This is a genomic window from Paenibacillus sp. FSL K6-1122 (assembly GCF_037977015.1).
In the GTDB taxonomy this organism is placed as follows: domain Bacteria; phylum Bacillota; class Bacilli; order Paenibacillales; family Paenibacillaceae; genus Paenibacillus; species Paenibacillus amylolyticus.
This window is the reverse complement of sequence record NZ_CP150272.1, coordinates 6768168-6792880: the sequence shown is the minus strand read 5'-3', so window position 1 is coordinate 6792880 and position 24713 is coordinate 6768168. Positions and strand designations below refer to the sequence as shown.

Sequence of the window (24713 nt, the reverse complement as noted above, 5' to 3'; positions counted from 1 at the left end):
TAAGAGCTCGCAAAAAGGGAGGTTATCGGTATCTATTATTCATTGACGTATCGGAGTTGGTCGGATGATCGACAGGCGGAGACGGGAGTGCTGGAACAGGCTTCAGTCACACGAGATGAACTGTTCATGCGCAAACTGGTGGATGCCACCTTGGTGAAAAACAAACTCTGGGCGCATCTGTCCAATGAATGCCAGGATGGGCGGGAACATGCAGTATATGTAACGCCATATGACCAACAGATGCCGGATGAGTACGGTGCAGCCATTGCGGATGCTGCGCTGGCGATGTGCAAAATGTCTTCCATGTACAGCGCAGAGTATATGCTCTGGAATGGAAGTTCATTTCAGGAGTTGGAACTCACAGTATCCTCCACCTATACGATGGAGCTTGCCGAGCAACTGCTGGACCATTACATGGTTCGCGCTGGCAAGACGTATGAATTCCTGTATTCCGTGCTGGATGCGGATTGCAAGAAAGTGTTGTTTTATATGAAAGAGGTGGATCTGTGATGAGTGACCAAGAGCGGGGGCAAGCATCGAAACCCGGATCAAAAGCAAAGCTGGTTGCTTTCTCCCTGATGCTGGCGGTTCCTGCCGTGTTATCCGGTTGTGGCAGCAACAATGATGAATGTGACCCGGAGTATGATACCGGATGTGAATATGATTCCAGCAGTGGGCACTATTACTACGGTGGGTCGTCTTATCGAAGCAACAAGGATAGTAACAGCTCCTATAGCAAATCCAAGTCCAAATCAAGCGGCTTCGGTAGCTTCTTCCGTAGCTCGGGAGGATAACCGGATGAGGCAAGTGGTTCAACTGCCGTTAAGTCACGAAGAGGTATTTCAGGGTGAAACGGAACAACAGATTCCATATCATCGAATGTACGGGAAGCAATATTGTGTGCCAGCATTAACGGTTTACTCTCCCTCGGAGGTGCTGGAACTGCATACCGCAGCCGAGGCGGTAGACGGCATTTACTGTAAAGTGATGCGATTTATCCAGCAATATATGCCGGATTCTTTTTTGAAGCATCAGCTCGGTATCCATCCCGGGCTTATCCCGGCGGCACGTATGGAGTTGGTAACTGGAGGCATTACCCGTCAGGACTGGATTATCGGAGAAGCTGGGCCCAAGTGTATTGAAAATAATACGGACACCCCAACGGGTATACCGGAGGCTGCTGCATTGGAAGGTATTCTGGTCGATATTGCTGAGGATGCTACGCTAACTGCACCATCTGCCGAGATGGATACACGTATTCGGGAGTGTTTCAGGATATGGCTCGAATTCTATGCAGAGCAGGGATTAAAGGGTCCGGTGACATTCACTTCTTTTGGCGAACATGTCGAAGATCGAACAAATACGGAATACCTGATGAAACGTTGTCAGGAAGCCGGATATGAAGTCTTCTATGCTCCACTGGAGGAACTGGAGATTGTTCCGGGGGAGGCGCTTTACCATCGGGGGCGGGAGATTAACCTATTGTATCGCCTTTATCCACTGGAGTATCTGATCGATGATCGGGATGAGACGACAGGGGTGGACATTGGTGCTGCACTGCTTGAACTTGTACGTGAAGGACGACTGGGCCTGATGAATCCTGTTCAGCATGTACTGATGCAGAGTAAAGGCTTCATGGCGGCGATCTGGTCGCTCTATGAGCGGAACGAGCAAACCCCGGAGTATTGCGGGTTTACCCTCTTTGATGAAGCAGAGATGGACGTGATTTCCCGATATCTGCTGCCCACCTATTTTTCATCTGAGCCCTTCGAGCTGAACGCCATATCATATGTAGCCAAGAGTTATTGGGGGCGCGAAGGCAGAGGAACTCTTTTGCTGGATGGAGGAACGGACAATGCCTTTGGAAAGCAGGAGATGGAGCATCCTCTTAACGAGGCGCTGGAATCCAATCTTGCATCTGGAGCGACAGAAGAGGATGAAGAGATTACAGCTTATTACGAAAATCAGCCCAAGATCTATCAGCAGCTGGTTCCGATGGAACAGGCCGTGATTGAGACGGAAGATGGAGTGTACAGCGGCTATCTGCTTACAGGGGTGTTTGTTATCGGTGGGCGTTTGGCTGGGATACTACCACGGGTCGGGGAGAAAGTAACCGGAGATATGGCCTATTATTGCGCGGCTACGGTTCGTGAACGGATGAATGATGAGGAGGAGAAGAAGGAATGGAAAACTTGGGATTAAACCTTGTGAATGTGGCGGTGGGTGTAGGCATTCTGCTGGTGGTATTGGTATGTGGATATTTTGCTTTTAGCAAATTGACCCGGTATAACGATAGTGAGGAAATCGCCAAAGGTAACGAGGCGGCAGGCATGTACATGGGCAGCAAATTGCTGGGACTGTGTATTATTGTGGGCATGGTATCTTTCTCGACGCATTCGTGGTTGGATATGCTGCTGTGGTCGGCGTTTGGAATTATTGTGCTGTGCCTGGTCTATATTATATTTGATTTCCTGATTCCAAAAATGCGGGTGTGTGACGAAATCGCACGAGGCAATATGGCGGTAGCACAACTGCTGCGTTCGATTATCATCGGCGTTTCCATCGTCATCGGTACATTTTTGATGTAAAATAAGACATAGTGTTTTATAGAATGTACTATATAAACGGAAGAAGGAGCGCGGCATCATGAGAAGAGTCATCATCGATACAGATACAGCAGGAGACGATACGATTGCGATCCTGACGGCATTGCATCACTTTCAGGTGGAAGGCATCACCATTACGGGCGGTAACGTACAATTCGACCAAGAGGTTGAAAATGCCCTGTACACGGTACAGGTTGCTGGACATGGCGGCAAGGTACCTGTGTATAAAGGTTGCGAACGTCCGCTAATGGCCTACGGTAAAGCTCAGCACCGGACAGTGGAAGATGTGCATGGCGATGATGGTATGGGCGGCGCGCATTTCCCGAAGGCAGATCAGCGTCCCGAGAGCAGGCATGCGGTTGATTTTATCATTGAGAAGGTGCATGCACATCCAGGTGAAATTGAACTTCTGGCGATTGCCCCGCTGACCAATATTGCGATGGCGATCCAGAAAGACCCAACGATTATTCCGAAGATTGCTCACCTGTACATCATGGGCGGAACGAATAATGCACTGGGCAATATTACACCGGCGGCGGAGTATAACTTCTACGTGGACCCGGAAGCAGCGAAAATTGTACTGCATGCAGGCATTCCAATCACGATGGTTGGTTGGGAGATGTGCACGCAATATTCAGTGATGGACGATGACGATCATGCAGAGATTGCGGCTCTGGGTACATCGGGTGCCGATTTCTTCACTGCAATCAACAAAGTGGTTATGCAGTTCAACAAGTCGGTACATAAACTCAATGGCACCACTCATCCCGATACGTTGTTGATGGCTGTAGCCGCGGATGAATCCATCATGACCAAGTCGGGTCAATATTATGTGGACGTGGAAGCGGCAGGAGAACTGACACGTGGATATAGCGTGGTCGATATCAACGGACGTTTTGGCAAAGAGCCGAATGTACGTGTCTGTGAAGCCATCGATCGGCCCAAATTCAAATCTATGCTGCTGGACGTTCTCTCGGCGATCCAATAAACGCAGGAATTTAACTACAGGAAAAAGAAGAAAATCCGTGCCTATCCCAGGTACGGATTTTTTATTGCCCATTTTAATCTAATCTTGCTGCAACAAAAACGAGCGAATGCCTGTCGTGACCAGATCATGGTCTTCCTCATCAGGCAGACCTGATACCGTAATGGTGCCGACTTGTCCCTCATTTTTCAGAATCAGCGGGAAAGCGCCACCGGCTAGGACATAGTCCGATGAAGGCAGATTGAAGTCTTGTTCAAGTGTCTGGTTTTCACTTCTCAACCGCAGAGCCGTGTGCCAAGAGCTGGATGAGAAATGATTCACTACGTTGTTCTTGCGGCGAATCCAGTCTTCGTTGTCGGGATGAGTGCCTTCCATCGCATGCAAAAAGAGGCGATGCCCCTCCAGGGTGATGTCGATGGTCACGGCTTGGGAGCGACGCTTCGCTTCTTCGACCAGATGCTGGCCAAGTTGGAGTGCTGTTTCAGAATCAAATGTGTCAAATACCAAGTCCTTTTCTTCCTGTTGCATTTCCTTTAATTTCTCTGTCGTGGTCAGGTTCAAATTACAGGCATCCCCTTTACGTATATGATTGATGTCTACATTCGACATGGATTGGTGTAGTCCCTTCTGGATGCAGTCTGAACGATGTTAGTGAACGTTATTTGCGTGGTTAAAGACCGTTCATTTGGAGACCGTACATCGGCTGTGTTAAAGTGAAGGGAACCTAATATACATAACTCTTAAAGTTAAAATAAGTTATTGCTACGTAGGCAGGAGGAGAAGCACGATGCTGTTTTATTTTGTAGCACTGCTGGTGACTTTGGTGGACCAGGGAACCAAGATTGCAGTGAGGATGTATATGGAAGTTGGCGACGTCATGAGACTGGGTAACTCGGGCATGCAGTTACAGCATTACGAGAACAGTGGAATGGCTGGCAGCATGTTTCAGGGAAATGCGCGTCTGTTCGGTGTGATTGCTGTTCTGTTCATAGCGGGCATGCTGTATTACCGGAGTAAAGGTGAGATTCGCGGTTTCTGGATGCAAGCTGGCGCGGGTTTTATGGTCGGCGGGGCTTTAGGAAATGCGATCGATCGATTTATCTATGCCCGGGTAACGGATTTCCTCGTATTTCCGTCAGGACGCGGGATTTTGAATCTCGCTGATGTTGCAATTAACATCGGTGTGGTCATGATTATCATCGGCATGTTGATTCGTGCATATCAGAGTTATCGGGCCAAGCGTTTACGTAATGCTTTGCCGAAAGCAGAACGTTCGTAATAGGTTGGATAAAAGCGTTACAGTGGCTGAATATAAGCTTATTAAATGAGGGACATTGGATATTATCCAGTGTCCTTTTTGTTATGCCCAATTCGGGTCATGGGAAGAACTGCCGTGATTCATTTTTACCGAAACCGTTTTAGAAATAATAAAGACCTATATCATCCATTCAGATTGAAGTTAGTTTGGAAGGATTAACCAAATGGTTATTTCACTATTTTTATGGGTAAATCTTTACGTATATAAAGTGAAACTAAGATATACACGAACACGGAGAGTGCAGAACCAAACTGAAGAAGCGCAGCGTGCGTGTTTATCACCGGATTTTCCCTTTGAGGAAGGGAATCAAAAAAATCTGGGGATAACAACGATCGGAAGATGGTACTGCAATCGGAGTGACACTGTGTAAATCACATTAGTTCAATTTATTAAGCTGAGGGAGGTACAACATGAGAACAACGCTTACCAAGGCTCTCGGGACAATGTTGCTGTGTGGAATGATGGCTGTACTTTTATCTTCCTGTACCAGTGGAGATAGCGCGAATGGCAAAGTGCAGATTGAATTTTTCCAGAACAAGCCTGAAGCCAAAACAACCTTTGATGAATTAATTAAAACGTTTAATGCGGAGCATGACGATATCCAAGTGACACAGGTGAATCCGCCCGATGCGGAGACAGTACTGAAGACGCGTGTCGTCAAAAATGATATTCCGGATATTATGGCCATGGGGGCAACCGACACCTATTCCATTCTGGCTCAGAGTGATATTTTCACCGATCTGACGGATAGCACATTACTCCAGACGATTGATCCGAACTACATACAAATGCTGAATGATCTCACAGGCATGGACGAAGTGACAGGTATTCCTTACGCGACTAATGCAAACGGCATCATGTACAACAAAACGTTGTTTAAGGAAATGGGATTGGACGTGCCCAAGACGTGGGATGAACTCATTGCGACCGCCCAAAAGATTAAGGATGCAGGTGAGATTCCATTTTATTTCACATACAAGGATGACTGGCAGACGAGCCTGCCGTTCAATGCACTAGCCTCCAATCTGGTCGGTATTGATTTCTACCAAGAGCGGCGCGATAACAAAATGACGTTCAAGGAGAAGTACCGCGAGGTAGCTGAGAAGCAACTGGAACTCATGAAATACGGTCACGGCGATAACTTTGGTAAAGCTTATTCGGACGGTAACCGTGCCTTCGCTAACGGTGAAGCCTTCATGTACATCCAGGGAACCTGGGCCATCTCGGAGATTCGCAAAGCGAACCCAAATGTTGACATCGGTTTCTTCCCATTCCCTACGGGCAACGATGCAAGCGAGATCAAGCTGGTGAACGGGATCGACTCCCTGTTTACCATTGCGGAGGACACGCCTAATCGCGAGCAGGCAGAGACGTTTATTGCGTTTCTATTAGAGCCTGAAAATATCGGAAGATACATTGACGAACAGACGCTGTTCTCTGCGGTAAAAGGCGTGAAGCAGGATGATCCTGCCGTACAGGAATTGATGCCTTATATCGAGAAGGGCAAGGTTATTGACTTTCCCGATCACTATATTCCGGCTGCCGTGCAGCTGAATTCCATCGTACAGTCCTTTTTGCAGAACCAAAACATCGACAACTATCTAGATACACTCGACAAAGAATGGGACAAGGTTGCTAATCGGCGCTAAGCCTTGTCAGAAGGAGGATGGAGTATGAACAAGCGTATCGCACCCTATTACTGGATGACGGTTCCGGCAGTCGTGTTGTTCTTTGTGTTTATGACGCTGCCGGCCCTCCAGGGCATCTATTATTCATTTACGAATTATAACGGTTTCGGGAAAGAATATGATTTTGTTGGTTTTAAAAACTATTTCAACTTGTTCCAAGATGACAATGTAGGCAATGCCTACTGGTTTACGTTCAAATTTGCGATCGTGGTGACGATCCTGACCAATATTCTGAGCTTACTCATTGCACTCGGGCTGAATGCCAAGATCAAGTTCCGTAACTTTTTCCGCGGCATCTACTTCCTGCCCAATATTCTGAGTGTACTGATCGTAGGTTACATATTTAACTACCTGTTCTCCAACGTATTCCCGATCTGGGGACAAAATCTGGGCATCAACGCGCTATCCACGAACATACTTGGTAGCGAGAGCCTGGCTTGGATCGGTATTGTCATTGTTGCAGTATGGCAATCGGTGGCCCTGAATACGATTCTGTATTTGGCTGGTCTGCAAACGATACCAACGACACTATACGAGGCATCCAACCTCGACGGCGCAGGCAAATGGCGTGAATTCTGGAGCATTACTTTCCCGCTTATTGCCCCGTTCTTCACCATTAATATGGTGCTGGCGATGAAAAATTCACTTATGGTCTTCGACCAAATCGTAGCCTTGACCAACGGTGGTCCCGGACGGGCGACGCAGTCCATCTCCCATCTGATCTACACCGGCGGATTTGAAGGCGGCGAATATGCTTATCAATCTGCGAACTCGGTTATTTACTTCATCGTTATTGCGGTGATTTCAATTCTGCAAATCCGGTTCCTGCAAAGAAGGGAGATGGATCTGTAATGAGAAGCCGTACACGAATCAATTGGCTCGTTATGCTGCTTGTTGTGCTGGGTACCCTGTTTATCCTGTTCCCATTGTATATGACCGTTACAATAGCTTTGAAAAATCCGGAACAGATGGCCCAATCGGTCTTTGCCATTCCGACAACACTTCACTGGGAGAATTTCGCGAGAGCCATCGACATGACAAACTTCTTCCAATCGTTCCGTAACAGTGCAATCGTTACCGCATCCACCGTGCTTTTGACGTTGCTCAGTAACTCGATGGTAGCCTATGCGATTGCGCGGAATATGGAGAAACGCAAGTTTTTCAAAGGATTGTATTATTACTTTGTCAGCGCGATGTTCATTCCATTTCCAATCATCATGCTGCCGATTGTTAAGCTGACCGCATCGCTGGAGATGACAAATCTGGTAGGTCTGATCCTGCTTCACACGGTTTATGGCTTGGCATTCAACGTATTTGTATACGTTGGCTACATCCGGTCCATTCCGGTAGCGCTTGAGGAAGCGGCGTTTGTAGATGGGGCGACAACTTGGGGCACGTTCTGGAAAATCATTTTCCCGCTCATGGCACCCATCAGTGCCACGGTTGGTATTCTGACATGCCTATCCACGTACAACGATTTCTTGCTACCACTCATTATTATCAGTGATCCGGGACAGTACACGCTGCCGCTGGTACAGTATGTATTCCAAGGACAGTTTAATACTGAATTTAACCTTGCGTTTGCATCCTACCTGCTCGCGTTGCTACCGATGATTATCATCTACCTGTTTGCACAGAAGTGGATCATCAACGGGGTTACCCAAGGGTCTGTGAAATAACTGAAGATGTGTCACAGAGAAGGATATGTGTGAAGGGATATGAACAAAGAGAGGTGGACTTTAAAAGTCCCCTCTCTTTTTTTGATCCTTGTCATTTAACGTTTGGGAACTATTCGGGAGGATTGATTAACCTGTAAAACTATGCTATTTTTTAGTCGTTAGTTTAATCGGTAAACAAAGACTAAGAGAGAAGAAGAGTAAGGTTCATTTCTGCAAGCGCTTTAACTATATAAATGAACTAAACATTTATACGAGAACGGAGAGGGCAGAAATAACCTGAAAAAGCGGAGCTAAAGGCTTTCTGAAAGAAAGCTGCATCGGAAGCATATGCTTCGCCTTTATCACCGGATTTTCCCCTTTAAAAAGGGAATCAAAAAATCTGGGGATAACAGCGATTGGAAGGTTATTCTGTCATCGTAGTGGCTAGTGTAAATATTCTTTTGTTCATTTTATATAGAAGAACTGAATACGTAGATAATCCGGCATCGTTTGTACCCAGTCTTCAAGAGCACGGGCGTAAGGTGGTGGGTTCTTTTACATGCCAAAAAGAGAGGAGAATGGGGAAGTTGCACGGGAAAAAAGGACATTTTAACTCACTTCGGAATCAGATTTTCATTGGTTTCGTTATGGTGATGCTTGTTGTTCTGCTGCTCGCAGGCATATCGGCTTATGATCGGGTAGCTGCTTTGCTGAAAAGCAATGCGGAGAAACATATTCACCAAACCGCCGTCCAAGCCAGTGGCAGATTGGATGCAATCATTGCACAAGTGAATTCGCTGACCGCCCAGGTGGCGGATGATGCATATGTGCAACGTCTGCTCAGCGATGAGAAGCAGGGCAACCCGGCTACCTTTAATCAGCGGCAAGCTCTCTTGCAGATTGCAGGCAGTTATCAGTCTTTCATCAACGGCGCGCAAAGTATGGAGATATACACTACGGGTTATAACCGCATCTTTCCGATGGATGACCGATCCCTCGATCTCAGAGTGGAGCGCAACTGGATCAACCTGGCGGATGAAGGAAAAGGCAGACTGGTATGGGCAGGTGCTGACCCTGAAGATCCGGGTGTGCTTCTGGCTATTCGACGGATTAACCTGCTGGATCATTCTTTCGAACATGGAGGTTATGTGGTGGTGCGGATGCAGCGCAGTTTTTTTCAACTCAATGATTCGAATGGGGCAGATGGTTCGCAGGACTCTATCATGCTCTTGGATGGGGTGGGCGAAGTGGTGACTTCCGATCTGGAGATCAATCTCGATCCCAAAGCCATATTGGACAGTGGATCAGTCGTGCAGAACGGGGAGGAATCCTATATCGTCGTCCGGCAAAAATCGGAGTTAACGGGATGGACACTTGCTGTCCTGACCCCGCTGCGGGAGACAACGGAAGGTGTATCCATCTTGAGAACGGCGCTGCTCGTTTCGGGAATGATTGGTGTTGTTCTGTTCCTTATCATGTCCTTCTTTCTGTCCACAATGATTACACGTCCGCTCATACGTCTGATGAGGGCCATGCGCAGTGCACAGCCGGGAGCAATGAGACCTAATCTAATGGTTAGCTCTACGATGGAGATCAATGAACTCAACGACGTATATAACCAGATGGTCTACAGGCAGAATGAATTGACCCGTGTGGTTCATGAGAAGGAGGTCATGCAGTCCCGGGCCGAGTTGAAGGCGTTGCAATCTCAGATTAATCCCCATTTTCTATTCAACACGCTGGAAGCGTTCTATTGGTCCCTTGAGGAGAAGGGAGACGAGGAGATGGCACGTATGGTGGTGGCGATGTCCCGATTATTTCGCTACATCATCTCCAGTTCGCAGCAGGATGAATGGGTTACGATTGCCGACGAGCTGGAACACGCCGAGCGTTATCTTCAAATTATGCAGATGCGGTTGGGAGAGAGAATGCAATGGGAGATTCAGCTGAGTGATGCGGTGCGTAAGGTCGCAATACCGAAACTTCTTATACAGCCCTTAGTTGAAAATGCGATTCTTCATGGGGTTGAAAGTAAACTGGGCCCGGGAAAGATAAGCGTCCATGTGGATGCTTCGACCGAGAAAAATCTGGTTCGCATTGAGGTTCGGGATGATGGTCCCGGTATGGATGAATTACGGCTTCAATCTGTCATTCATGCTTTACATGGCGGGCCCGCTGTATCTAACAAGGGTACAGGCGTAGGTCTAATCAACGTACATCGGCGACTGAAGCTTTACTTTGGCAGCCAACTTGGCGAACGTTGCAAGCTTTCTATAACAAGTAAGGTTGGGGAAGGAACTGTCATTTGCTTTGAGATTCCCATGGGAACGGAGGGGTGCATATGATTCATGACAAAACGATTCTTATCGTGGATGATGAGCCGCGTACAAGAGAGGGTATTCGCAAAACACTGGAAGGATGGTCGGCAGGACGAAATCACATTCAGACTGCAGAAAGTGGCGTCGAGGCTGTGGAATGGCTCAAGAAAAAGCCGGCAGATCTGTTAATAACGGATATTCGCATGCCGGAATTCTCTGGCTTGTCTCTGATTGAAGCCATTCAACATTTTTCGAACAAGCCTGTTGTCCTGATTATGTCGGGGCATGCCGATTTTCAATACGCCCAGCAGGCCATTAAGCTGGGTGTTGTGGAGTATATGTTGAAACCGATTGATAAGGAACAATTGCTGCAGACCGTCGAAAAAGCCCTAAAGTTCAGCGAACAACAGAGACGTATTCAAACGATGCAGGAAATGGTTGACCCCAAGCTGCTGGATGTTAAGGAGCGAGGGGAACAGAGGCTCAATAGCCAGATCAGTGAAGCTTTGACCTATGTGGATGCTCATCTGGGTGAACATGTGACCATGCGTGAAATCGCTGATTTACTCCATCTCAACTCCAGTTACTTCAGCGTATTGTTTAAGGAACAGATCGGCATCAATTTTAGTGAATACCTTACCCGCAAACGCATTCAGCGCGCGAAGGAGTTGCTTGTGCAGACAACGATGCCAATCTCGGAGATTGCGGAACAGGTGGGTTATCAGACGGATAAGTATTTTATCACAGTATTTAAAAGTCTTGAGGGGCTTAGTCCAAGCAAATATCGGCATTCCCTATCTGAATGAAATAACAAATAACCTCAAAAAAGTGGAGTTTTTCCAAATTACTCTGGTCTTATAGGTGTGATAGGCCCGTGCTACAATTTGGTTAAAGCGGTTACATTAACCGAAAAAACCAAGGGGGTTGGAATAATGAGCAAAAAGACGATGGCCATTCTTCTGTCATGGACGCTGGTTCTCGCCGTAATTTTATCCGGATGTAACAGTTCAAGTTCGGATGAAGAGGGTGAAACAGGCAGCAACGGCACAGATGGGAAAGTAACCCTCAAATTCATGCACCTCTGGCCAGCAGGCAGTTCCGCACAGCAAAACAAACTGGTCAACGATATCATCAAGCAGTATCAGACGGATCATCCGAATGTAACCATTAAGCAGGAAGTGCTGGAGAATGAACAATATAAGAACAAATTGAAAATTCTGTCGGCATCCAATGAACTTCCCGATGTTGGTGTAACTTGGGCTGCCGGATTTCTGGAGCCTTATGTGAAGGGGAACCTGTTCGCACCGGTCGATGATCTGCTGAGTGACTCTCTGGGCGAGAAATTCATAGCCGGAACAACAGAAGCTTATGCGATAGACGGTAAAACATATGCGCTACCAATTGAGTTGAATATCTCCCCCATTTATTATAACAAAGCCATTTTTGCAAAATATAACTTGCAGCCGCCAGCAACGTACGATGAATTCCTGAGTATGCTGAAGACACTGACAGAGAACGGTGAGGTGCCGATCGCACTGGGCAATAAAGACCGCTGGACTGGCTCACTCTGGTATATGTATCTGGCGAATCGGTTAGGTGGAGATGCACTGGAAAAGGCCATCAATGGCTCTGGCAAGTTTGACGATCCTGCGCTGACTCAAGCTGCTGCCGAGGTACAAAAACTGGTGGATATGAATGCTTTCAACAAAGGCTTCAACGGGTTGTCTAACGATGAGGGCAAATCCGAATTCATGAACGAAAAAGCTGCCATGTATCTGATGGGTACCTGGGAACTGCCAAACTTTACGACCAACCCGGACATCCCGCAGGAATTCAAGGACAAGATCGGATTTTTCAAATTCCCAACAATGGAAGATGGCAAGAGCGATATTAACAGCTGGGTAGGTGGTCCAGGTGTAGGACTGTTCGTGGCCCAGAACTCCAAAGTGAAGGAAGAAGCGCAGAAGTTTGTGCAATACTTTGTGGAAAAATGGGGTGAAAGTTCGGTAACTGAAGCAGGCGTCATCCCGGCAACCAAAGTGGATACAGCTGCAGTACAGCTACCACAGCTTTACATTGACCTGCTCAACGAATTGAATCAGGCCAGCAGCCTTACACTCTTTGCAGACGTACAGATGAAACCGGCAGCCGCTCAGGCACATCTGGACATGATTCAGGCGTTGTTTGGCAAAGCGGTAACACCGGAGGACTTTGTGAAGAATCATCAGGCTGCAATTGATAAAGGCAATTGACGTACACACGTTTGAACGCTTGAAGGGAGGATAATGTGATGGACAAAGTCATGTCCAACCGTCTCGTTGCTGCGTTGTACGTGCTTCCTGCACTGCTTCTGCTGCTGGTCTTGGTCTACATCCCGATCGTGCTCACCGGGTATTATGGGTTGATGCAATGGGACGGGATCGGTGCAATGACCTTTATTGGATTGGATAATTACGCCAGACTTCTTCAAGACGGAACATTCTGGCAGAGTGCGAACCATACTTTTTTGCTTGCTTTGTTCTCTGCGCTGAGTCTGATCGGTTATCTGATGATCGCTTTGGTGCTGTCAGGCAAGATCAAGGGGGCCAATCTGTTCCGCAAAATATATTTGATCCCGATGCTGCTGTCTTCGGTCGCGATCGCCCAGTTATGGCTGAAGATCTATCATCCCAGCAATGGTGTGCTGAACACCTTTCTGGAAGCGATCGGCTTCAGCAATCCGCCAGCCTGGCTGGCGGAGCCATCACTGGTGCTGTATGCACTGTTCGTACCGATTCTATGGCAGTATGCAGGCTTCTATATTTTGATCTATTATGCGGCCCTCAAAAATATTCCGGAATCTCTGGTGGAAGCAGCCCGGATTGATGGGGCAAGTCCTTGGCAGATCGCTTTTCGAATCAAGCTGCCCCTTATTACAGAAGTCATCAAGGTGACTGTGGTACTGGCTGTGGTGGGCTCACTCAAGTATTTTGACCTCATTTACGTGATGACCGATGGCGGACCAAATGGCTCCAGCGAAGTGATGGCCTCCTATATGTATCGTCAGGCGTTCCGTAGCTTCGACTTTGGTTACGGCAGTGCTGTAGGGTTCTTCCTGCTCTTGATCTGTCTGCTGGTTACCTGGCTGCTTCGTAAAGCGACAGCATCCAAAGATACGATCCAGTATTCCTGACGCTAGTTCGTGTCTGAAAACTCGCTGAAGTGCATCCTTTTACCGCCTTTTCGCCCCCTGCTGCGTCACTTTCCCTTGACGTGCCCCGGCACGCCTGCGGAAAATTTCCTTGCTTGGAACGAAAATTCGGCAAAATCTGCCACCTTCGGAGTTTCCAGACACGCCCTAGTGAAATGAAAGGAGGTCCATCCCGGTGAAGACGGATACGGCTGTAAGATTGTCAACTTACCCGGGGACAAGCCGAGGTTCGGCATGGTTAAGGAGATTTGGATATATTCTGCTGTATTTCCTATTGTCCCTGGTAGCTTTACTGCAAATTTTACCTTTGGTATGGCTGCTGTTATTCTCGCTTAAAAATAATCAGGAAGTATTCGACATGGCGCCTTTTTCCCTTCCTGCTACTCCGCGTTGGGAAAACTATGTCAAGGTATGGACAGAGGGAAATATCAGCTTGTACTTCTTCAACAGTGTATGGATTACGGTGGTCTCGGTGGTGATCACCGTGCTGTTCGCCAGTCTGGTGACCTTTGCCATTACACGTATGCGCTGGAAGGGTCGTTCGCTGGTGCTGGGGCTGTTCATGGTGGGTCTGATGATCCCTGTACACTCCACGTTGATCCCGCTGTTCAGCTTGTTCCTGAAGCTTCATCTCACAGATCATCCTTTGTCAGTCATCCTGTCTTATATTGCCTTTAATATGCCAATTACCATTATGATTCTACTTGGATTCTACTACGCTCTCCCCCGGGAAGTGGAAGAAGCCGCAGTGATGGATGGTTGCTCCGTGCATCGGATTTTCTTTCGGATTGTGCTGCCAATGACGTCTTCGGTCATTTCCACAACGGCGATCATTAACATGATCTATAACTGGAATGAATTCATCTTTGTTAATACGTTCATCAGTACAGATTCGTACAAAACCCTGACTGTTGGGGTACAGAACTTTATTGGTCAATACACAACGGATTGGGGAGCCATTGGTGCAACGCTGATGATTAGCATTATGCCAATCCTGATTGCTTTTCTCATCTTGAGTAATCGAATTGTGGAGGGCATTGCTGCGGGTTCTGTTAAAGGTTAAAAGGTTGAGGGTCCAAGGTCCTTCCATTACTTGCTTAAAAGCGAGTTGGGAGGGGCCTTTTTTGTCTTCTGAAACCTCTGATAAGCTTACGGAAATGGGGCTTTATGAAAGCAGTGAAAATACCTATTTATGGAATTACAAAAAACTTTCAACTATTTTCGCAAAACTACTGCATTTTCAAACCACCTGTGCTAACATACCCTAAGAATTAAAGCCCACATGGGAAAGGTGAGAAAATGACAGCAATATCCTCAACCAAAGAGTCCCTTCGTTCTGATGCCAAGGATCTGAATCTGATTCGACTTACATGGCCTATTTTCCTGGAACTCTTCTTATTTATGTTGATGGGGAGCGTGGATACGCTCATGCTCAGCTCGGTATCCGATAATGCGGTCTCCGGCGTTGGAGCAGCCAATCAGATTATTTCTATCGCTATCCTTGTATTGGAAGTCATTGGACATGGTGCTGCGATTGTAGTCGCACAATATATCGGATCCAAAAAGTTAAGTGAAGCAGCACAAGTTACGGGTAATGCGATCACACTGAATCTTATCGTAGGTCTGGTCCTGAGCGGAATCTTCCTTCTGTTCGGAGGACATTTGTTATCACTCCTGAACATTCAAGGCGAAATTTATGATTTTGCCCGTTCGTATATAAATATAGTCGGTGGCGGTATCTTCCTTCAGGCGCTCATTAATGCGCTGGCTGCGACGATTCGTACACATGGTTATACCAAAGAAACGATGTATGTCGCTGTATTCATGAACGTGATTCACGTTGTTGGTAACTATGCATTGATCTTTGGACACTTCGGCCTTCCGAAGCTTGGAGTGGAAGGGGCAGCAATCTCTACGGTGGGAAGCCGGTTTATCTGCCTGCTGATCTTCTTCTGGTTGTTGTATCGTGTGAGCGAGGTACGGGTGGATTTTGAATACTACATTAAGTTGTCTAAGAAATTCATTGGCAAAATTCTGCGGATTGGCATTCCGTCTGCGATGGAATCCATGGTATATCATTCCTGCCAGCTCGTGTTCACGCTGTATGTGACCTATCTGGGCGCAGAAGCTATGGCAACCAAGCAGTATGCGGGTAACATCTCCAGCTATATCTACTTGTTCAGCATGGCGATTGGTATGGGGACATCGATCATTGTAGGTCGGCTTGTGGGTGCGCGGCGCAAAGACGATGCGTACAAACGTGTTTTTGACAGTGTAAAATGGGCCCTTCTTGCCACGGTTATCATTGATGTAATCATCATTTTTTTCCGTGTGCCGCTGATGAGCATATTTACGGATAATCCGGAAATTATCAAGCTGGGGGCTCAAGTGATTCTACTCAGTCTTTTGCTCGAAACCGGGCGTACCTGCAATATTGTAATCATTGGTTCCCTGCGTGCGGCAGGGGATGCAAAATTCCCGGTATACATGGGGCTGATCTCCATGGTCTGCATGAGTCTGCCACTGGGGTACCTGCTCATATTCAAGCTTCATCTGGGGCTCGCGGGTGTGTGGCTTGCCATTGCGGCAGATGAGTGGACCCGCGCGGTCATTATGTTCTTCCGCTGGAAGAGCAGAGCTTGGGAGAAACATGAATTGGTGGAGCATGATGACGAAGAGGTTGGTGCACAGCCGGTACCGGCTGTCTGACGAAGAATGTTGTGCAAAGATATAAATGAACCTGCTGTAGATCAATGAAGTGGCTCTAGAGTAGCCACAGGACGGCGGTTTCCCAGAAGAGTCAATTACGGATAGGATTCCATCCGTGATTGGCTCTTTTTGCATCTCCGGCAGAGGTAAGCAGAGGTGAAGATAGCAAAATTGATCAAAACAGCGGTTACACCATTCACGTATAGTAAGGATATGGAAGGGGGCTTTACCTCAGTTGAGCCGTTACCGTGCAATGATTCAGCAAAGTTTGTTCTATATTGAGACTCATCTGCATGAGCAGATTGGGCTGGAAGAAGTGGCATCCGAGGCGTTGTTGTCGCCATATCACTACCATCGAATTTTCCGTAATGAGGTGGGCATGACCGTGGTGGATTATATCCGAAACCGTCGGATGAGTCTGGGCGTCCACCACCCTCCGATCGACGGATGCGGGCATTTTGGACATCGCTCTGGCTTGTGGTTTTGAGAGTCAAGAAGCCTTCACCCGTGCATTCCGCAAATTATATGGCATGCCACCAGGACGTTTTCGCAAATTGTTCGATCTGAAATTATTCGAAGGAAGAACCAGAGGAGGAGAATTACAGATGAACCAGACGTCAACAATTACAGGTTGGATGTTAACCGGGAGTCACCCGCAGAATTATGAGATGGGCATTGATCCGGCCGAAGTGCATCAGGGAAAAGCATCAGGATATTTGAAGGCCGTTACGCCAATGGAGCCCAACGAGTTTGCAACAATGATGCAACAGTTCAGAGCGGACAAGTATGTGGGTAAGCGAATGAAATTATCGGGATTCGTGAAGACCGAGCGTGTGGATGCGTTCTGCGGATTATGGATGCGTGTGGATAATAACGTGCATGATGTACTTCAATTTGATAACATGCATGATCGGCCAATCACGGGTACGCAGCCATGGAATCAGTACAGTATTGTGCTTGATGTGCCGGAGGGCAGCGCGGTCATTTCATTCGGGGTTATTTTGAACGGCAAAGGAAAAGTGTGGGTCGACAGCTTCCGCTTCGAGGAGGTTGATCTGAACACACCACTGACACATATGGAGACAGAGTACGAGATGTCGGACGAGCCGCTGAATCTGTCATTTGAGGAGTAGAAGCAATTTATGTGCAGATCCATTATCAAGCTGAGGCTATATGGGAATTATGATATAATGCTGGTGAGAATGGAGCTGATGCTGAGTGACGGAATTACTCGATCCACGAGTAGATTTTGTGTTCAAACGCATTTTTGGAAGTGAGCAAAACAAAGATGTTTTGTTAGCTTTTCTGAACAGCACGTTTATAGAGACCGGCGAATCTCCTCTTACGGAGATCACTGTGGTTAACACGTATACAGATAAGGATAGTCCAGAGGATAAACAATCCATTCTGGATATTAAAGCAAAGACGGTAGAAGGCAAACTAATTAACATTGAAATGCAGCTGTTTAACCCGTATAACATGGAGAAAAGGACGTTGTTTTATTGGAGTGAGATGTACTTTCATCAGATAAAAAAGGGTGAAAACTATAGTCTACTCAAAAAATGCGTGACTATTAATATACTCAACTACTCCTGTCTGGATAATGAGCGATATCACAATGTTTTTCATTTACGAGAAGATCATACAGGTATTGGTTTGACGGATGATATCGAAATACATGTGATGGAACTAACCAAATTGGATGAGTATTCTGTTCCGATGGAAAAAGGCGGACTCGTGAATTGGTTATTATTCCTTAAAGGAATAGATACATCAAACTGGGAGGTGCTGGCCATGAATGAACCGATGTTGAAAAAGGCGATGGATACGCTGGAATTTCTGAGTCAGGATGCGTCCACCAGAATGGCCTACGATGCTCGAATGAAAGCATTGAGTGACGAAAAATCAATGATTGAAGGCGCACGAGCTGAAGGAGCGGCTGAAGGCAAGAGAGAAATGGCTCGTGAGTTACTCACACTTGGCGTAGATCTCTCTGCTATAGTTAAAGCATCTGGACTCTCTGAAGATGAAATTAAGAAGTTATTGCCTAAACAGTAACATGAAACGGGAATCTATAGATTAAGGGCTGATCCAATCACGGGTTGGCTCTTTTTGTCGTCATTGGGGTATAAAGAAAGTAGAGCCAAGTCCAAGCTGAGAGGATGAAAGCTTCTCATACAAATTGCAAACTCATCCATAGCTAAATCGCAAAGATCTTGCTAACATAAATAAAAAGAACTGAATATTTACACGAAAACGAAGAGTGCAGAACCAGTCTGAAGAAACGAAGTTCAAAGCTTTCTGTCAGAAAGCTACTTCGGAAGCATATGCTACGCCCTTTATCACCGGATTTCCCCTTTGGAAGAAGGGGATTAAAGAAATCTGGGGATAACAGCGATCAGAAGACGGTACTGCACTTGAAGTTATCTCGTGTAACGTAGAGGATGAATCCCATGAATAAAAAAGTGCTCGTGGTAGATGACGAATCAAGTATTGTCAGTGCCATTGCTTACGCGCTGCGGCGCGAAGGATATGAAGTAGATACTGCGAGGGACGGCGAAGAGGCCTTGGTCAAGGTCGCATCGTTTCACCCACAGGTCATGATTCTGGACGTGATGATGCCCAGGCTTGATGGATACGGCGTATGCCGCAGGCTGGAGGACCGCGAGGATATCGGCATTATTTTGCTGACCGTCAAAAATGATATCGTGGACAAAATCGTTGGCCTGGAAATGGGCGCCGATGATTACATGACCAAACCATTCGAGATCCGTGAACTGCTCGCAAGGGTAAAAGCATTGATGCGCCGTGTCGAGAAAAGCAGTCCACCACCTGACGATTCGAAGAATCAGGCCATCGTGAATGGCACACTGCGTATTCATGTTGCTCACCGCACGGTGACCGTGAATGAGGAGAAGTTGGATCTGACACCAAAAGAGTTCGACCTGCTGACCATTCTCATGTCCAATCCCGAGCGTGTGTACACACGAGACGACCTGCTGGACCGGGTCTGGGGCATGGAGTATGCGGGTGGGACACGGACCGTTGACATTCACATCCAGCGTTTGCGTAAAAAAATTGGAGATACGGATCAGCAAAAATTACAGACCGTATACGGGATTGGCTACAAAGCATCTGCACCTGAAACAGGCGGGGCCATATGAGAGTCAGCATCAAGCTGAAGTTCAGTGTTTTTCTGGCAGCATTGCTTATCCTAACGGTGGTTGTGCTTAGTTCACTGGTTCTGCGCGGTATTGAACGCAATCAGCAGTCACAAATTGAAGGTATTTTATCACAGCAGACACGGCTGGTGAATCTGAATGTGCGACAGTCCTACTACACGGAGTCCGTTCATCTGGAACAGGACGTTTTTTTACAACAAAACGGCCGCAGGCTTGCACAGGAACTGGCCAACTCTACCGGATTGCCGATAGCGCTCTATGATATGAAAGGCCAACAAGTCGGTTCATCGATCAGCTCTGGGGAGAGTGCGATTGTTCAGGATACGCTCAACTATGCACTGCAAAATAAAATTGCCTATCATGAACAAGGGGATACCTTGCTCTATGCGGCACCGTTGGACGGTCCGGATGGACAGATGGGTGCTGTATGGATGCAATATCCGGTCCAAAGCTACCATGAATTCTATACTCGCATCCTTCAATTGTTCATATGGGCGGGCATTGTCGTTGTTGCGCTGAGCTTCATATTAGGTTATCTGTTCTACAATCGGTTTGCCGTTGCGATTACCCGACTGAAGAGGTCCGCAGATTCCATTCGCGAAGGGAATTACATTACGGAGTCTCCTTTAAAGCGCAAGGATGAGTTGGGGGAGCTGGGGCAGGGCATTTATTATATGAGTACATCCATTCAGCAAAATATCACAGCCATGCATGCGGAGCAGCAGAAGCTGCAACTGGCGATTGAGAAACTTCAAGCGCTGGAACAGCAGCAGAAACAATATATCGGTAACATCAGCCATGAATTCAAGACACCACTGACATCGATCAAAGCTTATGTGGAGCTGCTCGACATGTATAAGGATGATCCGCAACTGCTTGATGATGCCACGAGTAACATTGGCAAAGAAACGGAGCGGCTGTACGAGATGGTCGAGAAAGTCTTACATTTATCTGCCTTGGAGAAGTATGACTTTGAGAACCAGGCCGAAGATGTAGAGGTCAGCGCGCTACTGAAGGATGCCTGTGGCCGGATGCGTGGGAAAGCGGAGAAGTTTGCGCTGAACATGGAACTGGATCTTGAACCGGCGGTGATCCGCAGCGATCGGGAGAGTCTTATGCATATTTTCATCAACATGCTGGATAATGCCATCAAATATAACGTTCCGGATGGTGTGATCCGGGTGAAGAATGAATTACGGATGCAGGAGCGTCAAGCAGTCATTCGCATCTACAACTCGGGTACGCCGATTCCGGCAGAGGCGCGGGAGAAAATTTTTGAACCCTTTTACACCGTGAACAAAGACAGAGCCAGAAAAACCGGCGGAACCGGACTGGGGCTATCTCTCGTGAAGCAGTTTGTTGAAAAACAGGGCGGTACAATCACCCTGCTGTCGGGCGATCCAGAAGATGGGGAAGGTGTGACGTTCCAGCTCATGTTCCCTTTGGCTGATTCAAGTTTACAAGTTCGAAACAAGTCTGAATAACTTTGGAAGTATGCGATGTATATGCTTGGTCTATAGCAAGAGAAACCAGGGGGGACCATCATGAATTGGAAACAAGCAGCTATGGGCACGTTCGGAGCCATTGCCCTGTTAACGACAGCGGCATGCGGGGGAACAACGGAGCCGGGGGGCAACGCACAAGGCGGGAAAACGGGCACGGATATTACGGTAAAAGATAATACCAACACGTCCGTGTACCAGAGCTTCAAGCTGGAGAAAATTGATAAATTGCCGAATATGCGCGGGATCGCATGGCTAAGTGACGACTGGATTGTATCCGACAAAGAGAACAAGTCCTTGAAACCCGTCACGGTTGAAGGCCAGGAAAGATACCCGCATAATTTATATATGTATGATCTGACGAAAGGCACAGACACGCCGCTCAAAGAAAGTGAAGCCAGTCTGGGTGCACCGCTGGTATCACCGGATGGTCAGTACCTGTTCTACCGCGAGCCGGAGGAAAATACGGGCAAAGGCTACTTCCTGAACCTGCATAACGGGGAGACAACCCCTGCTGGCAAGGAGGATGGATTCATCCAAGAAGGCGCATGGCTGGATAATGAACATGTCGTTTTCCCCAATATGAAGGGTGATCTGATCTCGGCAAGTGTGGACGGTACAACAAAGATACTGGTGGAAACAGGTAATTTCAATGTACGGAGTATCAAGGTGTCAGGCGATATGCTCTATTATATTACGGGCGAGGACGGCCAGTTGAATGCATACGATGCGAAGACGGGTGAAGTAAAACAGGTGCTGAAAAGTGTGGAGTGGGTCATCCCATCTAATGATGGAACAAGGCTTGCGATTGTGAAAAGAACAGCGGATACCAAACGGGCGCTGGTGCTCACCGATCTGGAAGGCAATGAGAAGGCCACGCTTGCCAGAGGCACACAGATTTTCGGCACAAGCTGGTCGGGTGATGATTCCAAGATTGCATACACCATCAATTCTGAGAATGATAATGAGAAAGGGCTATTTGTCTCCAACACGGAGTCGGCAGAACAGTTCCAGATCTCGGCCGATATGGACAACGCTTCTGACCCACTCGCCTGGAGCCCGAAAGGAAATAAAATCCTGTTATCACAGGCGGTATTGGAGAATGAATCGTATCACTTTGTAACCTCGGTCATTACGATCTCGGAATAGGGTGAATGGTGCAGAAAGATATGTTCCATATCTTTCATGCCTTTCTATACATTTATATTGACTAAGCTGTTCCGCTTCCGATAAACTAGAATGCAGGAATAAAAGTCGAATGTCAGGCAGCAGTTCGAGACGATGTTTCGGGCGGCTGTTTATTTTCTTTTTTAGAAGTAAGGTTGCAACGTAGTCGTCTTGCCGGATGATCCGGCCAATAACAACATGGAATAGGAACAGGTGATATACATGTGTAACAGCGCGTACCGCGTGCTTTTATATTATAAGTTCGTGAAGATTGAAGACCCCGAGACGTTTACACAAGAGCATCTGCAATACTGTAAGGACCTTGGTGTGAAAGGCCGTATTCTGATCGCATCCGAAGGCATTAACGGTACGGTATCCGGAACGCCAGAACAGACGGAACAGTACATGAAAGATATGCTGGCTAATCCGCTGTTCAGCGACATGGTGTTCAAGATTGATGATGTCGAGGAGCATGCGTTCAAAAAAATCTTTGTTCGTCACAAAGCAGAGCTGGTAACCTTCCGTGTGGAAGATGAACTTGACCCAAATGTGACTAGCGGCAAACGCCTTTCGCCGAAAGAGTTCCATGAACATCTACAACGTGATGACGTTATCGTTATCGATGGTCGCAATGATTATGAATACGAAATTGGTCATTTCCGCGGGGCCATCCGTCCAGATGTGGAGTCGTTCCGTGAGTTTCCGGAGTGGATCCGCGAGAACCTGGGTGACATGAAGGACAAAACGATTATTACCTACTGCACTGGCGGCATTCGCTGCGAGAAGCTGACCGGGTTCATGATCAATGAAGGATTTCAGGATGTGGCTCAATTGGACGGCGGTATTGTCACGTACGGTAAAGATCCGGAAGTACAAGGCCATCTGTTCGATGGTAAGTGTTACGTGTTTGACGAGCGGATCTCTGTACCGATTAACCGGACAGAAGAGGATATTGTCATTGCCAGCTGTTATCACTGTGGAACGACACATGACCGATATATTAATTGTCCAACCTGCAACCTACAGCATGTAAGCTGTGAGGATTGCGAAGAGACGCATAACCGCTTTTGCTCGGATGCCTGCCGGGAGGCAGCACCGGTACACGCATAAGCAGGAGAGCAGGTGCTGATCGTGAAGCGCGAAGAGGAACGAACGACGCGTGAACGGATTTTGTTCATGCTGAAGCAGCAAGGTACATTGACCGCGAGGGAAATGACAGCTGATCTGGGTCTGACCGGCATGGCCATTCGCCGTCATCTGACGGCACTGGAGCAGGACGGCTGGATTGAGGTTCGGGAGGCCCGGGCTACGGCCGGACGTCCGTCCTCGGTGTACCAATTGACGGTACGTGGGGACAGCTTTTTTCCAAAATCATATTCCTCCCTTACGCTGGAACTGCTTGAAGAATTGTCTGACTCAGCCGGGAGCGGTGTGGTAGATGCATTGTTCGAGAGTCGCCGGGACAAGCTGCTTCGCAGCGGATTGCCACAGATGGAGGGCCAGGATCTGGCTGGACGGGTGGAGGAACTCGCTCGAATCCAGAATGCCAACGGATATATGGCGGATGCGTCCAGAGAAGACGATGGAACCTACGTCATTACGGAAATGAACTGCCCGATTGTACAAGTCGCGAGTGTCTACAAGCAGGCTTGCCGCTGTGAACTGGAACTGTTCCGCTCGCTACTTCAAGCTGAGGTGGAGCGTACTGAATGTTACGCCGATGGCGGCAAAAGGTGCAAGTATGAGATTCGCGAAGCGTCGGGGAATTAATTGGTTTATACACAAGAGATTGTTTCGATTCGTCGAAATAGTCTCTTTTTTTTAAATAGAAATAACGTAAACACGTTATATTTATGGTGAGATGCGTGATATAATTTGAAATAACATCCAGATGTTTTATACATAACTCAATATTAGATGGGAGGCGTTAATGATGCACGAACCCGAACCGGCTTTGAAAAAGGCCATGAATCTATTGAAGGAACTGAGCGAGGATGAAGAGTTCCGCCAACAATATGAAGCACGTCAAAAGTTTTTACGGGATCAAGTATCCATGATGGAAGGCGCACGAGAAGAAGGGATCAAAGAAGGTGAAACTGAGAGCAAGCGGAAAATCGCAATGAATATGCTCAATTTAGGTTTTGATCGAGAGACCATTGTCAAAGCGACGGGACTAACCTCTGCTGAAGTGAAAGCAATCCAGCAAGAAAAATAAGCTAGATATACTAGGCAACTCGCATAACTTGCGGGTTGCTTTTTTTTCGTTATGTAATGTTTTCTATCACAACCATACGATGAAAGTAAATTGGAAGCGGTTCAACCATTGACGGATATCGGGAGGCCCCTTAATATTAGGGGAACAATAAAACACCAACACGGGTCATGGACTT

At 47.3% G+C, this 24713-nt stretch carries 23 protein-coding genes and 1 pseudogene; 23 read left to right on the top strand and 1 reads right to left on the bottom strand.

Features of this window, described 5'->3' with window-relative positions; genetic code table 11:
- Positions 1–42: 42 nt before the first annotated feature.
- From NSQ20_RS30175 to NSQ20_RS30155, 5 genes are read left to right on the top strand one after another with little or no spacing between them, the layout of a single operon-like run.
- Positions 43–510 (top strand): hypothetical protein, encoded by a 468-nt coding sequence (locus tag NSQ20_RS30175; protein WP_340031425.1) that lies wholly within the window; start codon positions 43–45, stop codon positions 508–510.
- Complete coding sequence (locus NSQ20_RS30170) at positions 510–794, top strand: hypothetical protein (protein WP_036671603.1); 285 nt, start codon at positions 510–512, stop codon at positions 792–794. The genes NSQ20_RS30175 and NSQ20_RS30170 overlap by 1 nt, the downstream gene beginning before the upstream one ends.
- 4 nt (positions 795–798) lie before the next feature.
- Positions 799–2202 carry a glutathionylspermidine synthase family protein gene (locus NSQ20_RS30165; RefSeq protein WP_340031423.1) on the top strand — a complete coding sequence of 468 codons (1404 nt, stop codon included), beginning with the start codon at positions 799–801 and terminating at the stop codon, positions 2200–2202.
- Complete coding sequence (locus NSQ20_RS30160) at positions 2184–2588, top strand: DUF350 domain-containing protein (protein ID WP_017691702.1); 405 nt, start codon at positions 2184–2186, stop codon at positions 2586–2588. The genes NSQ20_RS30165 and NSQ20_RS30160 overlap by 19 nt, the downstream gene beginning before the upstream one ends.
- A 58-nt stretch (positions 2589–2646) precedes the next feature.
- Positions 2647–3594 carry a nucleoside hydrolase gene (locus NSQ20_RS30155; RefSeq protein WP_340031422.1) on the top strand — a complete coding sequence of 316 codons (948 nt, stop codon included), beginning with the start codon at positions 2647–2649 and terminating at the stop codon, positions 3592–3594.
- Positions 3595–3672: 78 nt separating this feature from the next.
- Here the strand turns inward: NSQ20_RS30155 and NSQ20_RS30150 are convergent, their stop codons facing one another.
- The gene (locus NSQ20_RS30150; protein ID WP_081745843.1) at positions 3673–4200 is read right to left on the bottom strand and encodes a heme-degrading domain-containing protein; all 528 of its coding nucleotides are present in this window, start codon (positions 4198–4200) and stop codon (positions 3673–3675) included.
- Between the two features lie 178 nt (positions 4201–4378).
- Here NSQ20_RS30150 and lspA point away from each other — a divergent pair, with 178 nt between their 5' ends.
- The 18 genes and pseudogenes from lspA to NSQ20_RS30060 all read left to right on the top strand — a co-directional run bounded on the left by lspA (position 4379) and on the right by NSQ20_RS30060 (position 24538).
- A complete protein-coding gene (gene lspA / locus NSQ20_RS30145; protein WP_036606631.1) occupies positions 4379–4870 on the top strand; it encodes a signal peptidase II in 492 nt (163 codons plus the stop codon).
- A gap of 449 nt (positions 4871–5319) precedes the next feature.
- Positions 5320–6558, top strand: a complete 1239-nt coding sequence (locus NSQ20_RS30140) for an extracellular solute-binding protein (RefSeq protein WP_235200711.1) — start codon at positions 5320–5322, stop codon at positions 6556–6558.
- A 24-nt stretch (positions 6559–6582) separates the two neighbouring features.
- Positions 6583–7449: a sugar ABC transporter permease gene (locus NSQ20_RS30135; RefSeq protein WP_036606633.1), complete on the top strand. Its 867-nt coding sequence runs from the start codon at positions 6583–6585 to the stop codon at positions 7447–7449.
- Positions 7449–8276 (top strand): carbohydrate ABC transporter permease, encoded by an 828-nt coding sequence (locus NSQ20_RS30130; protein ID WP_036606635.1) that lies wholly within the window; start codon positions 7449–7451, stop codon positions 8274–8276. The genes NSQ20_RS30135 and NSQ20_RS30130 overlap by 1 nt, the downstream gene beginning before the upstream one ends.
- Before the next feature lie 566 nt (positions 8277–8842).
- Positions 8843–10600 (top strand): sensor histidine kinase, encoded by a 1758-nt coding sequence (locus tag NSQ20_RS30125; RefSeq protein ID WP_081745844.1) that lies wholly within the window; start codon positions 8843–8845, stop codon positions 10598–10600.
- A complete protein-coding gene (locus NSQ20_RS30120) occupies positions 10597–11379 on the top strand; it encodes a response regulator (protein WP_036606639.1) in 783 nt (260 codons plus the stop codon). Before NSQ20_RS30125 ends, NSQ20_RS30120 begins: the two co-directional genes overlap by 4 nt.
- 126 nt (positions 11380–11505) lie before the next feature.
- On the top strand, positions 11506–12825 hold the full coding sequence (locus NSQ20_RS30115; protein WP_036606641.1) for an extracellular solute-binding protein: 1320 nt from the start codon (positions 11506–11508) through the stop codon (positions 12823–12825).
- A gap of 38 nt (positions 12826–12863) precedes the next feature.
- The gene (locus NSQ20_RS30110; RefSeq protein WP_036606643.1) at positions 12864–13745 is read left to right on the top strand and encodes a sugar ABC transporter permease; all 882 of its coding nucleotides are present in this window, start codon (positions 12864–12866) and stop codon (positions 13743–13745) included.
- Positions 13746–13962: 217 nt separating this feature from the next.
- A complete protein-coding gene (locus NSQ20_RS30105) occupies positions 13963–14826 on the top strand; it encodes a carbohydrate ABC transporter permease (RefSeq protein ID WP_340033070.1) in 864 nt (287 codons plus the stop codon).
- A gap of 236 nt (positions 14827–15062) precedes the next feature.
- Positions 15063–16472: an MATE family efflux transporter gene (locus tag NSQ20_RS30100; RefSeq protein ID WP_036606645.1), complete on the top strand. Its 1410-nt coding sequence runs from the start codon at positions 15063–15065 to the stop codon at positions 16470–16472.
- 253 nt (positions 16473–16725) lie between these two features.
- Positions 16726–17605: pseudogene (locus tag NSQ20_RS30095) on the top strand (AraC family transcriptional regulator).
- Positions 17606–17690: 85 nt separating this feature from the next.
- Complete coding sequence (locus NSQ20_RS30090; RefSeq protein ID WP_036606647.1) at positions 17691–18530, top strand: Rpn family recombination-promoting nuclease/putative transposase; 840 nt, start codon at positions 17691–17693, stop codon at positions 18528–18530.
- Between the two features lie 395 nt (positions 18531–18925).
- Positions 18926–19636: a response regulator transcription factor gene (locus NSQ20_RS30085; protein ID WP_076320093.1), complete on the top strand. Its 711-nt coding sequence runs from the start codon at positions 18926–18928 to the stop codon at positions 19634–19636.
- Complete coding sequence (locus NSQ20_RS30080; protein ID WP_340031421.1) at positions 19633–21138, top strand: HAMP domain-containing sensor histidine kinase; 1506 nt, start codon at positions 19633–19635, stop codon at positions 21136–21138. The genes NSQ20_RS30085 and NSQ20_RS30080 overlap by 4 nt, the downstream gene beginning before the upstream one ends.
- Positions 21139–21198: 60 nt before the next feature.
- Entirely contained in the window at positions 21199–22305 is a 1107-nt protein-coding gene (locus tag NSQ20_RS30075) for a hypothetical protein (RefSeq protein ID WP_340031419.1), read from the top strand.
- Positions 22306–22545: 240 nt separating this feature from the next.
- Positions 22546–23433 carry a rhodanese-related sulfurtransferase gene (locus NSQ20_RS30070; protein WP_036606654.1) on the top strand — a complete coding sequence of 296 codons (888 nt, stop codon included), beginning with the start codon at positions 22546–22548 and terminating at the stop codon, positions 23431–23433.
- A gap of 21 nt (positions 23434–23454) precedes the next feature.
- Positions 23455–24093, top strand: a complete 639-nt coding sequence (locus NSQ20_RS30065; protein ID WP_036606722.1) for a winged helix-turn-helix transcriptional regulator — start codon at positions 23455–23457, stop codon at positions 24091–24093.
- 160 nt (positions 24094–24253) lie between these two features.
- Positions 24254–24538, top strand: a complete 285-nt coding sequence (locus NSQ20_RS30060; protein WP_245838424.1) for an Rpn family recombination-promoting nuclease/putative transposase — start codon at positions 24254–24256, stop codon at positions 24536–24538.
- Positions 24539–24713 lie beyond the last annotated feature (175 nt).